This window comes from Pseudomonas sp. OE 28.3 (assembly GCF_014268205.2).
GTDB lineage: Bacteria > Pseudomonadota > Gammaproteobacteria > Pseudomonadales > Pseudomonadaceae > Aquipseudomonas > Aquipseudomonas edaphica.
On sequence record NZ_CP077082.1, the window covers coordinates 3,686,822 to 3,701,400 of the forward strand.

General features: G+C 60.9%; 12 protein-coding genes. 1 reads left to right on the forward strand and 11 read right to left on the reverse strand.

All coding sequences use genetic code 11. The features are described 5' to 3' along the window. Positions 1-26: 26 nt before the first annotated feature. The 3 genes from HU759_RS16530 to HU759_RS16540 all read right to left on the reverse strand — a co-directional run bounded on the left by HU759_RS16530 (position 27) and on the right by HU759_RS16540 (position 4,157). Positions 27-1,739, reverse strand: a complete 1,713-nt coding sequence (locus HU759_RS16530) for a ShlB/FhaC/HecB family hemolysin secretion/activation protein (protein WP_170037713.1) — start codon at positions 1,737-1,739, stop codon at positions 27-29. A gap of 280 nt (positions 1,740-2,019) precedes the next feature. Beyond that, complete coding sequence (locus HU759_RS16535; protein WP_026013734.1) at positions 2,020-3,204, reverse strand: DUF2252 family protein; 1,185 nt, start codon at positions 3,202-3,204, stop codon at positions 2,020-2,022. A 74-nt stretch (positions 3,205-3,278) separates the two neighbouring features. Next, positions 3,279-4,157, reverse strand: coding sequence for a LysR family transcriptional regulator (locus HU759_RS16540; RefSeq protein ID WP_170037715.1), 879 nt, complete (start codon positions 4,155-4,157; stop codon positions 3,279-3,281). A 131-nt stretch (positions 4,158-4,288) separates the two neighbouring features. On the opposite strand from HU759_RS16540, the gene ampC reads away from it, so the two are divergent. Next, complete coding sequence (gene ampC / locus HU759_RS16545; RefSeq protein ID WP_170037717.1) at positions 4,289-5,431, forward strand: class C beta-lactamase; 1,143 nt, start codon at positions 4,289-4,291, stop codon at positions 5,429-5,431. 348 nt (positions 5,432-5,779) lie between these two features. Here the strand turns inward: ampC and dctM are convergent, their stop codons facing one another. The 8 genes from dctM to HU759_RS16585 form a co-directional block, all read right to left on the reverse strand. Then, positions 5,780-7,060 carry a C4-dicarboxylate TRAP transporter large permease protein DctM gene (gene dctM / locus HU759_RS16550; RefSeq protein ID WP_017137472.1) on the reverse strand — a complete coding sequence of 427 codons (1,281 nt, stop codon included), beginning with the start codon at positions 7,058-7,060 and terminating at the stop codon, positions 5,780-5,782. Then, on the reverse strand, positions 7,060-7,692 hold the full coding sequence (locus HU759_RS16555) for a TRAP transporter small permease (RefSeq protein WP_017137473.1): 633 nt from the start codon (positions 7,690-7,692) through the stop codon (positions 7,060-7,062). Before HU759_RS16555 ends, dctM begins: the two co-directional genes overlap by 1 nt. Positions 7,693-7,885: 193 nt before the next feature. Further along, complete coding sequence (locus HU759_RS16560) at positions 7,886-8,869, reverse strand: TRAP transporter substrate-binding protein (RefSeq protein WP_017137474.1); 984 nt, start codon at positions 8,867-8,869, stop codon at positions 7,886-7,888. Between the two features lie 240 nt (positions 8,870-9,109). Next, positions 9,110-9,925 carry a CoA ester lyase gene (locus HU759_RS16565; RefSeq protein WP_170037719.1) on the reverse strand — a complete coding sequence of 272 codons (816 nt, stop codon included), beginning with the start codon at positions 9,923-9,925 and terminating at the stop codon, positions 9,110-9,112. 15 nt (positions 9,926-9,940) lie between these two features. Further along, positions 9,941-11,134 carry a CaiB/BaiF CoA-transferase family protein gene (locus HU759_RS16570; RefSeq protein ID WP_099549623.1) on the reverse strand — a complete coding sequence of 398 codons (1,194 nt, stop codon included), beginning with the start codon at positions 11,132-11,134 and terminating at the stop codon, positions 9,941-9,943. Positions 11,135-11,143: 9 nt separating this feature from the next. Next, the gene (locus HU759_RS16575) at positions 11,144-12,493 is read right to left on the reverse strand and encodes an MmgE/PrpD family protein (protein WP_170037721.1); all 1,350 of its coding nucleotides are present in this window, start codon (positions 12,491-12,493) and stop codon (positions 11,144-11,146) included. Positions 12,494-12,503: 10 nt separating this feature from the next. Then, the gene (locus tag HU759_RS16580) at positions 12,504-13,667 is read right to left on the reverse strand and encodes an acyl-CoA dehydrogenase family protein (RefSeq protein WP_186618354.1); all 1,164 of its coding nucleotides are present in this window, start codon (positions 13,665-13,667) and stop codon (positions 12,504-12,506) included. A 28-nt stretch (positions 13,668-13,695) separates the two neighbouring features. Beyond that, positions 13,696-14,514 carry a MaoC family dehydratase N-terminal domain-containing protein gene (locus HU759_RS16585; protein WP_186618355.1) on the reverse strand — a complete coding sequence of 273 codons (819 nt, stop codon included), beginning with the start codon at positions 14,512-14,514 and terminating at the stop codon, positions 13,696-13,698. Between the last annotated feature and the right edge of the window lie 65 nt (positions 14,515-14,579).

Here is a 14,579-nt window from a genome sequence, read left to right on the forward strand (position 1 = left end):
AATTCTCGATGCAACGGGGCGTTGAATTACAGGAAAAAATCCATGCGGAAGTAGATCGGCGCTTCGCGTTCAAGCAGCGTGGCCGGTCGTTCCAGCGAGTGGGCAAAGGTCACACTGGTGCTGACGTATTGGCCACGGGCAAACAGCTCCAGCGAGTTGCTCGAGACCCGGCCGTGTAACTCGCCGTTGTAGCGCGCATTGCGAATCACGCCTTGGTCATAACCAACACTGGCGCCGTACTCACCGAACACCGGGCGCAGCCACTCCAGCGTCACCGGGCGACTCCAGCGCAGGTCGTTGCGCCAATAACTTCCACTGTCGCCACTCAGTTGCTGGTCCTTGTAGCCACGAATCGACGAGGAGCCGCCGAGGCTCATGCGCTGCGGGCTGAACAACACATCTTCACTGCGCTGCCCGGTGGCCAGGCTGGTGAAACTGAAGGACTCGCCCCACAGCTTGAACGGTTGCAGGTAGCTGACGGTGGCGGTGTATTTGCGGTAGCGCGCATCCGGCACGCCTGGGCCGGGGTTGTGATTGCCCTGGGCGTCGAACGCGCCGGTGCCGTTTTGCATGCCGACATCGAGGTTGACGAAGGCGCTGCCAATCCGGCGCCCGTGGTTGATGCCCACCTGCAACTCACTGAGGCGGTTGCTGCTCTCTTTGAGGTGGCTGTCGTTGATGTAGTTATTGGTGCGCAGATGGGCCAGGCCCACGTTGACCGAGGTTTTGCTCAGGGCGTCGCGATGGATCACCCGTTCGGCGCGCAATTGGTGGTTCTGGCTGTCGCCGGTTTGCTTGAAGTCAAAGCCGTCGCCCTGGGCCACCGAGCGGTAATCGCTCTGGTTGTAGCTGTAGCTGAAGTTCCACCAGCCCCACGGCACGTTGTAGTAGAGCATGGCGTTTTTTGAGGTTTTCTGGTGGTCGCTGATCGCGTCGTGGCCGCCGCGCAGCACCAGTTGATCAGCCAGGCCGAGTGGGCTGTCCCATTCAAAGCCGGTGCCCCACTGTTGCTCGCCGGTGCTGCGCTGCCCATCGTTATTGCGCGACAGGCTGGCACGCCAGGGTTTTTGCGGGTTGTTTTTGACCAGCACCGTGCTGCCGCCCACTGCGGTGCCGGGAGCCAGTTCCATTTGCGCCTGGTTGGACGGCAACCGATTGAGCTGATCGATGGCCTGCTCGACTTCTCGCAGGTTGAGCAAGTCGCCGGTGTGGCCGGGAAACGCCATGGCCAACTCGCGCTCGGACAGCTTGCTGTTGTCGGCGCCTTTAACCCCTTCGAGCTTGCCTTCCACCACCAATACTTGCAGACGACCGCTGGACAGGTCTTGTTGCGGCAAGTAGGCGCGGCTGGTGACCAGACCTTTGTCGATGTAAGAGTCGGTCACGCGCTTGAGCAATTCATTCAGCTGGGAAACCCCCAGGCACTGATTGAGATAAGGCTTGACCAGGCGCTCGCGCTCATCGACAGACAGGTTGTCTGCGCCCTTGAGTTCAATGTGCTGGATGGGGAAGCAACGGGTATCGACGGGGGTGGCGGGCGCCGCCGGTTTCAGCTCTTTGCCGGGCAGGTCCTTGAGTTCTTCAAGGCGCCGCTGTTGCTCTTCCAGCAGGCGGTTTTGCCGGTCGCGAATCAGGTCCTGGTCACCTGGATTGGTCGCGGCGAAGGCGCTGTTGTGAGCGCTGAGGCACAACACTGTCAGGCACAGTAATGGCCGAATCCATGGCGTGGACAAGTGCATATTCGATCCGTCGATAATTGAAGGCGGAACGCTATCATCGAACTTTGAATATGCCAACATTCCGGCAATTTATAAAATAGTCAGAATTATAGATATAACTTGTTGATATATATAAGAATAAAATAAATTTGTGCATTTTTTGGCATTTAATCTTTCCGACAAGCGGCAATAGACCTTGGCTTGACACTCTCAAAATAACGACTAATGAAATAGGAAATTTCCTAAATAATAGCGAAATTTTCTTAACGCCATAAATAGCCACAACGCTCATGCCCCGCTTCTAGTGCTCCAACGCATACCGCCGACAATGGTTGAGATACCCCTGCTCATGGCTGCCCACCAACTGCACCACGCTGGTCCATAACCACGAGGGCGCATCCAATTGTTTGGAGCGGTTTTCCTGCAACACCGCCATCCACTCCTTGCGCGTATCGCGGTCCATCTGCCGGGCATGGGCGATGCCGACCACGCGGGCCAGGTAACCGGCGGCGTGCATGGCGTCGATCTCGCTTAGCTCATCGAGTTCCAGCTTCATGTCTTGAGGCAGCAGTTCCCGGATGAAGAAACCGTGATCGAGAAAACGTGTGGCCAGCATGCGCTCGCCCAGGCCCGGTGACAGCTGGCGGGCGCCTTCCACCACGCGCCGGCCATTGTCGCGTGGCATCTTCGCGCGTGCCGCCCGGGGCGCGGCGGCGCCGACGGCTTCCTTGATGTCGATCAGGCAATATTCCTGGTCGTCCTTGTCGCCCACGCCCAACAAGGCTGCATAACGCAGCAAGCCGAGGGAGCTGCAGCCTTTGACCCAATAGGCCGAATCAAGCAATTGGACCTTGGCGTCTTTGGGCCGGCCTTTGAGCGAGGTCACCAACTGGTGGATTTCATCCGAGGCGCAAACACTTTGCAGCGCGCTCTTTTCCGCCCGTGACAATGACCAGAAGTGCTTGCCCAACGGAATAGTAGGCCGGGCATTTTCAATGCGTTCACGCGCCAGGTTTTTCCAGGTGCGTTCCACCGCGCTGCGCATGCCAGCCTTGACTTGGGAAGGACGCGGCGGCGCTTCATCGGGCTTGTCTTTGAAGGCTTGTTCGTAGCCCACCATCATTTCTTCCAGCATGCGTGCGGTGGTCACGCCCGGCAGGTCCGAGCCGCGTGCGGCGGTGGCCAACGACAGCGCCAGGCGCACCAGGTCATGGGCCGGGTTGCCGATCACGGTTTGGTCGAGGTCGCGGATATGCATGTCGATACGGCCCTTGGTATCACCCGTGGGGCCGAGGTTGCCCGCGTGGCAATCGCCGCAGATCCAGATCGCCGGGCCATGGGGCAAGCGGCGGCCGGGCTGGCTGTGCAGCCACTCGTAAAACTGCACGGTGCTGCCGCGCACATAAGCATGGGCCGAGCGCGCCATCTTCAGGTTGCGCAGTTGGATGAGGTGGGGCATGCGGGCAGAGGGGCGCGGAATTTTCATGGAAGCACTCGGTACGGGGTACGGTAGAGGTTAACCCGTCACGAATGTTTCATTTTGTTTCAAGAATAAAAACTTCAAGCCTGGGCGCTGTGTGCTTTCAACCAGCCTTTGAACGCGGCCATGGCCGAGGTTTCTGCCCGCGATTGCAAGCGCGTCAGCCAATAACTGCCGGTGCTGATGCCCACGCTGAACGGCTGGCGAATCACATCACTCTCCAGTTGCCGTGAGAACATCATCGCCGGCGCCAAGGCCACGCCGATGCCCTGCTGCGCGGCCTCCATCATCGCCAGGGACGAGTCGAACACGATGCTGCGCGGCACCGGCGTGTCGGCCGGCAGCCCGGCGGCCTGGAACCACAGGTTCCATTCATCGGCGCGGTAAGAGCGCAATAAGGTGTGCTTGAGCACGTCGTCCGGCGTGTGCAATTGCTCGGCAATCTGCGGCACGCACAGCACGGTCAACGGCGCGTCAAGCAACTGGCAGGCGTCGGTGCCATGCCAGGCGCCAGCGCCGAAGCGGATCGCGTAGTCGAGGCCCTCGGCGGCAACGTCAACACGGTTGTTGTGGGTCGACAGGCGCAGGTCGATAAACGGGTAGCGGCTTTGAAAGTCCGGCAAGCGCGGCAGCAACCAGCCGACGGCGAAGGTGCCCACCGCCCCGACGGTGAGCACTTCACGGTAATGGCCACCTTCGAACTGGCCTAAGGTAAGGGCAATCCGGTCGAAAGAGTCGCGCACAACCGGCAGCAGTGTTTCGCCTTCGCGGGTCAGCATCAGGCCGCGTGGCAGGCGCTTGAACAAGGTGACGTTCAACTGCGCCTCCAGGCTTTTGACCTGATGACTGACTGCCGCCTGGGTCACGCACAGCTCGATGGCCGCTCGGGTGAAGCTCAAATGCCGGGCGGAAGCTTCGAATGCGCGCAACGCATTGAGCGGTAAATGGGAGCGCAGCATGCATGACCCTAAATTAACTAATGGCTGATGCGAGATATCATCGTTTGCCCGCCGTACAAAATCCACCTAGATTTGCCCCGCCTGCGCAGGCCTTGATCGTCAGCACATCTTTTACATGGAAGCGAACCCGCATGAATCACACCTTACAAAAAATTCTGTTCAGCGCCCTGTTAATAGGCTCCGGTAGCTGCATGGCCGCCACCGACCTGCGCACGGTAGTCGATGCCAGCGTGGAGCCGCTGATGCAGCAACAAGGGATTCCCGGCCTGTCGGTCGCGGTGGTTAACCAAGGCAAGGTTCAATACTTTAACTACGGTGTTGCATCAAGGGAAACCAAACAGGCCGTCAACCAAGACACCCTGTTTGAAATCGGATCGATCAGCAAAACCTTTACCGCCACCCTCGGCGGCTACGCCCAGGCCACCGGTAAGCTCGAGCTCTCGGATACCGCCAGCCAGCACCTGCCAGCCCTGGCCGGTGGCGTATTCGATCACATCAGCCTGCTGCAACTGGCGACCTACACACCGGGTGGCCTGCCGTTGCAGTTTCCCGACGCGGCCGACAACGCCGGTGCCATGCTCGGTTATTTCCAGCACTGGAAACCCGCGTATGCGCCGGGCGAACAGCGTTTGTATTCCAACCCCAGCATCGGCTTGTTCGGCTACCTCGCGGCGCAAAGCCTGGGGCAGCCGTTTAACGTTGCCATGGAGAAAACCTTGCTGCCCAAGCTGGGCCTGACCAACACCCACGTCAGCGTGCCGGCGAGCAAAACCGCTCAATATGCGCAAGGCTATGACAAAAATCTGAAACCCATTCGCGTCAGCCCCGGCGCCCTGGACAGCGAAGCCTACGGTATCAAGACCAGCACCCAGGACCTCGCCCGCTATGTGATTGCCAACCTGCACCCCGAGCCCCTGGAAAAACCGCTGCAACAAGCGATCTCCACCACTCACGCGGGTTACTACACCGTCAATGGCATGACCCAGGGTCTGGGCTGGGAACGCTACCCCTACCCGATCAAGCTGCAGGCCTTGCTGGAGGGCAACTCGACCGAAATGGCGATGCAGCCGCACAAGGTCAATTGGCTGACGCCGGCGCAGGCACAACCGGCCAACGTGCTGTACAACAAAACCGGCTCCACCGGCGGTTTTGGCGCGTATGTGGCTTACGTACCGAGCAAGGACATGGGTGTGGTGATTCTGGCTAACCGCAATTACCCGAATGCCGAACGGGTGAAGCTGGCTTATGCGATCTTGGGCGCGATGGACCACTAAGACCTGACAAAAACCAAATGTGGGAGCTGGCTTGCCTGCGACGGCGGTATATCAGTCACCGAATTGGCTGACTGAACCACCGCTATCTCAGCATAGGTATCTACACAACTGCCGGTTAAAACAAAGCCTGCGGTACGCCGCTTGTTGTGGCGAGCAGGCTTGCCCTGCGTTGGGCTGCTCAGCAGCCCCCAGCAAGGGCACTGAAATTCTTTCTGAAAGAACTCAGCGCCTGGTTTTGGGGCTGCTGCGCAGCCCAACGCAGGGCAAGCCTGCTCGCCACAGGGGAACGGGGTGCCTTCGAACGTATGGCTATCGCAGGCAAGCCAGCTCCCACATTTTCAGACCGTGTTACATGCCCAGCCAGTGCGGCAGCGCCAGCGAGATAAACGGCAAGTACGTGACCATGATCAAAAACACCAGCAGGATCATCAGCCACGGTAACGCTGCGCGAATCGTCTGCCCGAGGGTCAACCCGGTCACCGCCGAGGTCACAAACAGGTTCAACCCTACTGGCGGGTGCACCAGGCCGATTTCCATGTTGACCACCATCACAATCCCCAGGTGAATCGGGTCAATCCCCAGCTTCATGGCAATAGGGAAGAAGATCGGCGCTAGGATCAGCACAATCGCGGACGGCTCCATAAAGCTGCCGGCCACCAGCAACACCACGTTGACCATGATCAAAAAGCCAATCGGCGTGAGGCCTTCGGAGATCACCCAGGCGGTGATTTCCTGCGGGATCTGTTCGGTGGTCAGTACATGGGCAAAGAGCATGGCGTTGGCGATGATAAACATCAGCATGATCGCCAGGCGCCCGGATTCCAGCAGCACCTTGGGGCAATCGCGCAGCTTCATGTCCTTGTACACAAACAGCGCGACAAACGCCGAATACACCGCCGCCACGGCCGCCGCTTCCGTCGGCGTGAACATGCCGCTGTAGATGCCGCCGAGGATGATCACCAGCAACAGCAAGCCCCAGAACGCGCGACGTGCGCAGGTCAGCCACTCGCGGAAGGTCGCACGGGGCTGCGCCGGCAGCTTCTTGATGCGCGCGACGATGTAGATCGCGACCATCAGCATCAGGCCCAGCAGCAATCCTGGAATCACACCGGCCATGAACAGCTTGCCCACCGAGGTTTCGGTGGCTGCCGAGTACACCACCATCACAATCGACGGCGGGATCAGGATGCCCAGGGTGCCGGCGTTGCAGATGATCCCGGCGCCGAACTCCTTCGGGTAACCCGAGCGCACCATCCCCGCCACGGCAATCGAGCCCACTGCCGCCACCGTCGCCGGCGATGACCCGGACAGCGCCGCAAACAGCATGCACGCCAGCACCGCCGCAATCGCCAGGCCGCCTCGGATATGCCCGACACAGGCGTTGGCGAAGTCGATCAGCCGTTGCGCCACACCGCCGGTGGTCATGAACGCACCGGACAGCAGGAAGAATGGAATCGCCAGGAAGGTGTAGGCGTCGGAGGTTTCAAACAGCTTGATGGCCAGCGAACTCACCGAGTCCTGGCTGAACATCAGGATCGACACCGCGCCGGACAGCCCCAGGGAAATCGCGATCGGCACCCCGAGGAACATGAACACGAACAACAGCAAAAACAGACAGAGCACGGCCATCAGTGACGCTCCTCATGGCTGCCAGCCAGCTTACTGGCCTCCCCGGCCTCGTCGGCCAGCCCCAACCCGACCTGACGGTGGGTAAAGATGCGGTAAAAAATTTCCAGGTAGCGGATAAACACCAGGGCAAAACCGATGGGCACGATGATCACGATATCGCCCACGTCCACGCCGTATTGGTCGAGGTCTTCGGCGCCGATCTGCGCGGTCATCACCGCACTCACCCACTTGTAGCTGGCGACCATGAACAGCCCGGCGTAGGCCAGGCAACACAGGCAGGCGAGCATGCCGAGCAGGCGTTGCACCGGGCGTTTGGTCAGCTTGACCAGCGCATCTACGCCAAGGTGGCCGGCGGTGCGCACGCCGTAGGAGATGCCGAAGAAAATCAGCCAGCCGAACATGGCCTTGGTCAGCGCCACGCTCCAGGTCATGTCCTGGGCCCAGGTCATGGTGTGGTCGCCCAAGGCACCGAAAAAGCTGCTGCTCCATGCCCACTTGTCAGACAGAGCAAAAAACAGGGTGTAGATGTTGTTGAGCATGACGTAGACGAATGTCACCAGGGTCATGGCGGCCAGCAGGAAGGCGATAAACCCTTCCTCCAGGTGCTCCCAGACGCGCCTTAGCGTTTGCATGGCAAAACCTCGCGAAGCGGGAATGATGTCGGGGTGGAAAGCGGAACAAACTGTGGAAGCGGACCTCTGTGGGAGCCGGGCTTGCCCGCGATGGGATCAACTCGGCGCTACAGATACACCGAGTTGCCTGCATCGCAGGCAAGCCAGCTCCCACATAAAGCCCTTTCCACAGTAGTTTTGGGTAGTCGCCCGATTACTGGTTGGAGGCGTCCGCCGCCTTGATCAGGTCGGCGCCGATCTCACCTTCGAACTTCTGCCACACCGGGCGCATGGCTTCGCGCCACAGTTGGCGTTGCTGCGGGGTCAGTTCGATGATTTCGCTGGTCTTGGCGTCGATGATCTTCTGCTTGGCCGACTGGTTCAGCGCTTCGGCCTGCTTGTTCACCTCGACGGTGACTTCGACCATGATCTGGTCCAGGGTGGTGCGCACATCCGGCGGCAGGCCGTTCCAGAACTTGGCGTTGGTGATCACCATGTAGTCGATCAGGCCATGGTTGGACTCGGTGAAGTACTTCTGCACTTCGTTGACCTTCTGGCTTTCATAATTGGACCAGGTGTTCTCGGTACCATTCACGGTGCCGGTCTGCAGGCCTTGATACACCTCGGCAAAGCTCATCTTGCGCGGGTTGGCGCGGATCGCCTTGAACTGTTCTTCAAGTACGCTGGAAGCCTGCACACGGAACTTCAGGCCACGGGCGTCCTTGGGTTCACGCAGTGCTTTGTTGGCCGAAAGCTGCTTGAGGCCATTGTGCCAATAGGCCAGGCCGAGGATGTTCTTGTCTTGCATCGAGGTCAGCAATGCCTTGCCCTGTGCAGCCTGGAAACGGTCGACGGCGGCCAGGTCGTTGAACAGGAACGGCAGGTCGTAGATCTGCACTTGCTTGGTGTACTGCTCGAACTTGGCCAGGGACGGCGCCAGCATCTGCACATCGCCCAACAACAACGCTTCCATCTCCTTGCCATCGCCGAACAGCGAGGAGTTGGGGTACACCTCGACCTTCACACGGCCCGGCAAGCGCTCTTCAGCGAGCTTTTTGAAGAGCAGCGCGCCCTGGCCTTTAGGCGTGTTTTCGGCAACCACGTGGGCGAACTTGATCACAATCGGGTCTGCCGCCTGGGCCAGGCCCGCGGCAAACAGAGTGGCGGCGCACAGCAGCGCCCGAGAAAGCTTGAGCATGGGGAATCACCTTCTTATTGTTGTGTTATAGGGCAAGGTGCCTGATGTGATGCGTGTAGTGAATTTCGAATTTTAGATACCTGCGTTCGGCCAGGCCGAACGCCATACTTCAGAACAATGAAGATCCAGTGTGGGAGCTGGCTTGCCTGCGATGGCGGTGTGTCAGGCCGTCAATTCATGGGAGGGTCCACCGCTATCGCAGGCAAGCCAGCTCCCACATTTTGCTCCCGGTTGTTTCAGTCAGAGTTGGCCGGCCAGGAGCCTTTGTGCGCGCAGCAACACCGGCGCATCCACCATCTGCCCATCCATCTGATAAGCCCCGGCCCCATGGGCACCCGCCTCTACCACGCGCTTGGCCCAGGCCAGGTCTTCAGCGCTGGGCGCCAGTGCGGCATGAATCACTGCCACCTGCTTGGGATGGATGCACAGCGCGCCGGCAAAGCCCATTTCATAGGCATGCCGGATCGAACGGCGCAGGCCTTCAGGGTCGTCGATGGCCGGGTGCACGCCGTCCAGTGGCGCCACCAAGCCAGCAGCACGGGAATGCACAATCAGCGCCAGGCGTGCCTGATCCAACGCAAACTGCGCAGCCGCGGAACCGCTGCTCAGGTTCAAGTCCAGCGCCAGGTCCAGCCCGCCAAACGACAGGCGCTCAACCTGCGGCGCGTGGGCAATCTCAGCCACCGCCAGCAAGCCCTTGGCGCTTTCGATAATCGGCCATATCACCTTGCCAGCAGCCGCCACCACGGCCACCTGGGCGGCGCTCTCTACCTTGGGCAGCAGCACACCCGTCACATTGGCATGGGCTTTACAGAACGCCACATCCTCAAAATGCTCGGCATGCTCCGGCGCGTTGATGCGCACCCACACCTGAGCCTCTGGATGCGCTTGCAAGAACACCCCGAGGTTATCCCGCGCCTGGCGCTTGAGGGGTTCTTCAACCGCGTCTTCAAAATCCACAATCACCGCGTCGGCGCCACTGGCCAGCGCTTTGGAAAAGCGCTCCGGGCGGCTGCCGGGTACAAACAAGGCCGAACGAACTATAGGCTTTGGCATCACTTGAATTCCTTATTAGATAACGCCGCGTGCGCGCAGGCCGTCGATGGTTTGCGCCGAAAACCCAAGCTGATCGAGGATGCCCTGGCTGTGCTGGCCCAAGGCGGGAACGCCGTCCATGCGCGGGGTAAACGCAGCATTACGCGCCGGCGGCAACAACGACGGCAGCGGCCCGGCCGGGCTCTGGACTTCACGCCAGCTGTCTCGCGCCTTGAGCTGCGGGTGGTCCCACACGCCTTGCATGTCATTGACCCTGGCGCTGGCAATCTGCGCGTTTTCCAGGCGTTGGATCACGGCTTCAGCGTCCAACTGCGCGAAGCTGTCAACGATGATCTGGCGTAGCACGTCACGGTTGGCCGAGCGCTTGAAGTTGGCCGAGAAACGTTCATCGGTAGCCAGTTCAGGCGTGAGCAGTACTTTGTCGCAGAACGCCGCCCATTCGCGTTCGTTCTGCAAGCCGAGCATCACCGTGCCGCCGTCGCCGGTGGGAAACGGCCCATACGGGTAGATCGTCGAATGCGCCGCCCCGGCCCGTGGTGGCTGGGGCGCGCCGTCGAAGGCGTAATACATCGGGTAGCCCATCCACTCCACCAGGCTTTCGAGCATGCTCACATCGATGCGGCTGCCCTGCCCCGTCTTGCCGCGCAACAGCAGGGCCGAGAGGATGCCACTGTAGGCGTACATGCCGGCGGAAATATCGGCGATCGAGCAACCGGCCTTGGCCATCTGATCTTCACCTGGGCCACCGGTTACCGATAAAAAACCGCCCTCGCTTTGGATCAGCAGGTCATACGCTTTCTTTTTCTCGTAAGGCCCGCCTTCGCCATAGCCGGAAATATCGCAGACGATGAGCCGTGGAAAGCGCTCATGCAGCGCTTCAAACGACAGGCCCATGCGCGCCGCCGCGCCGGGTGCAAGGTTCTGCACCAGCACGTCGGCATCCGCCAGCAGGCGTTGGAGGATGTCGCCGGCCTCGTCCTGCTTGAGGTCCAGGGTCAGGCTTTCCTTGGAGCGGTTGGTCCACACAAAGTGCGAGGCCAGGCCGCGTACGCGCTCGTCATAGCCACGGGCAAAGTCACCGGCGCCGGGGCGTTCGATCTTGATCACACGGGCGCCGAGGTCCGCCAACTGGCGGGTACAGAATGGCGCAGCAATCGCGTGTTCCAGGCTGATCACGGTGATGCCGTCCAGCGGTCGTTGATTAGTCATGACGCTTCCTCAAAGCCAGTGGGCCATGGACGCTGCACTGCGCAGGTTCCAGACCTTCTCGATCAGTGCATTGGCCTGCGCGGGTGTGTGCGCGCCGCTGAATTGGGTAAGGCGCCGGAATTTATCCGCGAGCTCCACCCGACTCAGGGTGTTACCAGGGTCGCCCTTGGGTTCATCGATGGCGCCTTGCAGCGTGCGGCCATCGAGCGTGGTGACGGTGACGCGGCCCAGCCAGCGCTGCGGGTAGGCGCCGTCAACTTCTGCGTCGAGGGTCATGCTGACCTTGTCGCGGAAAGCCGAGACGGCGGGGTCGGTCAGCGCTCGTTCGTGGAACTCGGTGAGCCCGGCTTTACCGTGCACGGCGATCAGGCCGAGCACGGTGCCCATGGAGAATTTGGCCTGGTGCACAGTGGCAGGCGTGGTCACGCGGCCCAGCACGTCGATGGCACCTTGATGGACACGCGTTTCAACCGTAGCGATATCTGCAGCGCACAGCCCTTCGCGCTGCATCAGATCCAGCAGCGCATCGGCGGCCGGATGGGTGTGACGGCACGAGGCGTGGAACTTGAACGAGGTTTCCAGCAGCGCCCAGCGGCTGCCAAGGTCGGCCGATAACTTGCGAGGCTCGGCATCACTGGACATGCCTGCTGCCAAGCCTTGATCGCCTTCCAGAATATTGCGTGCGCCGGTGAGCCCGTCCGCCGTCAAATACGCCGCGAGCAAGCCATCCGCCGCCGCCTTGGCGGTGTGCAGTTGCTTGGAGTCGGCGGCATCGCGCAAAAACTCCCACAGCCCGGCGGCCTGGGTGCCGGCGCTGCCGAGCAGGGTGATGAACTGTTCCTGGTTAAAGTCCAGCAGTTTGCCCACGGCCACCGCCGCCGCCAGGGTGCCGACGGTGGCTGTGGTGTGGAAGATGCGGTAGTGGGACCGGCCCATGAATTCGCCGATGCGAATTCCGGCTTCATAACCGGCCACCGAGGCCAGCAGCAATTCACGGCCGGATTTGCCGAGGTCCTGGGCGGCAGCCAGCGCGGCCGGAAACACCACGGTCGCGGGGTGCAGCACCGAGCTGTTGTGCAGGTCATCCTGCTCCACCAGGTGTGAGGATGCGGCGTTCACCAGCGCCGCAAAATACGCGCTGGTGGTGCTGCCATTGACGATCACCTGGGCGGGACCGCTGTGGGGTCCCATTTTTTGTGCATAGCGTTCAAACAACGGGATCGGGTGCGCGCCCTTGCTTGCCAGCGCCGAGGCCAACCAGTCCAGATACAGGTCTTCGGTGCGTGCCAGTACCTTTTCCGGCAATTGTTCGTAGTTCAGGTCCGCAAGGAACCGGCACAGCGTTTGGGTATGGCTCATGCTCAGGCCCTCAGAAACTGCGTGGCAGTTCGAGCAGGTGCTCGGCCACGTAGGACAGGATCAGGTTGGTGGAGATCGGCGCCACCTGGTACAGGCGTGTTTCGCGGAATTTGCGCTCTACGTCGTACTCACAGGCAAAGCCGAAACCGCCGTGGGTTTGCAGGCAGGCGTTGGCCGCTTCCCAGGACGCCTTGGCAGCCAGGTACTTGGCCATGTTGGCGCTGGCCCCGGCATTCTTGCCGCTGTCGTATTCTTCGCAGGCACGCCAGCGCATCAGGTCCGCCGCTTCGATTTCGATATGCGCCTCGGCAATCGGGAACTGCACACCCTGGTTCTGCCCGATCGGACGGCCAAACACCACGCGGTCGCGGGCGTAGGCACTGGCCTTTTCGATAAACCAGCGACCGTCGCCGATGCACTCGGCGGCGATCAGGGTGCGTTCGGCGTTGAGGCCGTCGAGGATGTATTTAAAGCCTTTGCCCTCCTCGCCGATCAGGCTGTCGAGGGGAAGCTCCAGGTTGTCGAAAAACAGTTCGTTGGTTTCGTGGTTGACCATATTGGCGATGGGCTGCACGGTCAGGCCGGTGCCGATGGCTTCGCGCAGGTCGACCAGGAAGATCGACATGCCTTCAGACTTCTTCTTCACCTCGGCCAGCGGCGTGGTGCGCGCCAGCAGAATCATCAAATCGGAATGCTGAATGCGCGAGATCCAGACTTTCTGGCCGTTGATCACATACTTGTCACCACGCTTGATCGCCGTGGTCTTGATTTTGGTGGTGTCGGTGCCGGTGGTGGGCTCGGTCACACCCATCGATTGCAGGCGCAATTCGCCGCTGGCGAGCTTGGGCAGGTAGAAGCTTTTTTGCGCTTCGCTGCCGTGGCGCAGCAAGGTGAACATGTTGTACATCTGGCCGTGCACGGTGCCGGAGTTACCACCGCAACGGTTGACTTCTTCGAGGATCACCGAGGCTTCGGCCAGGCCCAGGCCAGAGCCGCCGTATTCTTCAGGGATCATCGCCGACAGCCAGCCGGCGTCGGTCAGGGCTTTGACAAAGGTTTCGGGGAAGCCTTTTTGTTCGTCGATCCTGCGCCAGTACGCCGCGTCGAACTCGGCGCACAAGGCGCGCACGCCTTCACGGATGGCATTGAGTTCTTCGTTGTCATTGGGGTTCATTAACGGCTCTCCGCCTGTTGTTCCTGGATTATTCGAAGTGGACCTGAGCGGTCTGCGCCAGGCCACCGGCGTTGCCCGCCCACAACTGCGCCACACCGGTTTCGGTCACGCGCCCACCGACCACAAATGGCTGCGGTGCAATCAGTGGGCGAACACCGCGATAGGCAAAACGGCGCAGGGTCGCGTCGGGATGGGCGCGGCAAAACGCGCGCAGGCTCAAGGTAGCGATCAGCGGGCCGTGCACCACTAGGCCTGAATAGCCTTCGGTGTCGGTGACATACGGGTAGTCGTAGTGGATGCGGTGGCCGTTGAAGGTCACGGCGCTGTAACGAAACAGCAAGGTTGGCGTGGGGCTGATCGATGCCTGCCATTCGCCTTCGGGCAAGGCGTCGCCACTGCCCTGTTTGGGCGGCGTCGGTTCGCGGTAAACGATGTCCTGTTCTTCGCGGATCGCCAGGCGACCGTCCTGGGAATAGTCATGACGCACGGTGACAAACAACAGCGAGCCGGTTCGCCCGGTCTTTTCTTCGACCTGGGTGATGGTCGACACGCGGGTCGCCGCCTCACCCGCGCGCAAGGCATGCACGAACTCGATGCGCCCACCGGCCCACATGCGATTGCGGTTATCAGCGGGCGGCAGGAACCCGCCACGGGCCGGGTGGCCATCGGTGCCCAAGGCCGATTCCGGCAGCGGGTCCTGGAAAAAACACCACTGCCACAGCGGCGGCAAATCGGCACCCTGTTCCGGCACAGCTTCGCCAAAAGTAGCAGCAATGCGTTTGAGCAGGTTAAGGCTCAGGTGGTCGTGGGCAGTCTCGCTTCGGCCGATCCAGTCAGTGGCGCTCATCGGGTGCAGGTCCTCGGGCAGTGAGTGTCTGCCCCGGATCATGCAAGCGCCTGCCCGTTCTGAGA

Excerpts from the sequence above, each read along its gene's own strand:
- HU759_RS16575 (WP_170037721.1), bottom strand. The coding sequence starts at position 12,493 with ATGAGCCATACCCAAACGCTGTGCCGGTTCCTTGCGGACCTGAACTAC.
- HU759_RS16580 (WP_186618354.1), bottom strand. The coding sequence starts at position 13,667 with ATGAACCCCAATGACAACGAAGAACTCAATGCCATCCGTGAAGGCGTG.
- HU759_RS16585 (WP_186618355.1), bottom strand. The coding sequence starts at position 14,514 with ATGAGCGCCACTGACTGGATCGGCCGAAGCGAGACTGCCCACGACCAC.
- HU759_RS16565 (WP_170037719.1), bottom strand. The coding sequence starts at position 9,925 with ATGCCAAAGCCTATAGTTCGTTCGGCCTTGTTTGTACCCGGCAGCCGC.
- HU759_RS16560 (WP_017137474.1), bottom strand. The coding sequence starts at position 8,869 with ATGCTCAAGCTTTCTCGGGCGCTGCTGTGCGCCGCCACTCTGTTTGCC.
- HU759_RS16540 (WP_170037715.1), bottom strand. The coding sequence starts at position 4,157 with ATGCTGCGCTCCCATTTACCGCTCAATGCGTTGCGCGCATTCGAAGCT.
- HU759_RS16570 (WP_099549623.1), bottom strand. The coding sequence starts at position 11,134 with ATGACTAATCAACGACCGCTGGACGGCATCACCGTGATCAGCCTGGAA.
- ampC (WP_170037717.1), top strand. The coding sequence starts at position 4,289 with ATGAATCACACCTTACAAAAAATTCTGTTCAGCGCCCTGTTAATAGGC.
- dctM (WP_017137472.1), bottom strand. The coding sequence starts at position 7,060 with ATGGCCGTGCTCTGTCTGTTTTTGCTGTTGTTCGTGTTCATGTTCCTC.
- HU759_RS16530 (WP_170037713.1), bottom strand. The coding sequence starts at position 1,739 with ATGCACTTGTCCACGCCATGGATTCGGCCATTACTGTGCCTGACAGTG.
- HU759_RS16555 (WP_017137473.1), bottom strand. The coding sequence starts at position 7,692 with ATGCAAACGCTAAGGCGCGTCTGGGAGCACCTGGAGGAAGGGTTTATC.
- HU759_RS16535 (WP_026013734.1), bottom strand. The coding sequence starts at position 3,204 with ATGAAAATTCCGCGCCCCTCTGCCCGCATGCCCCACCTCATCCAACTG.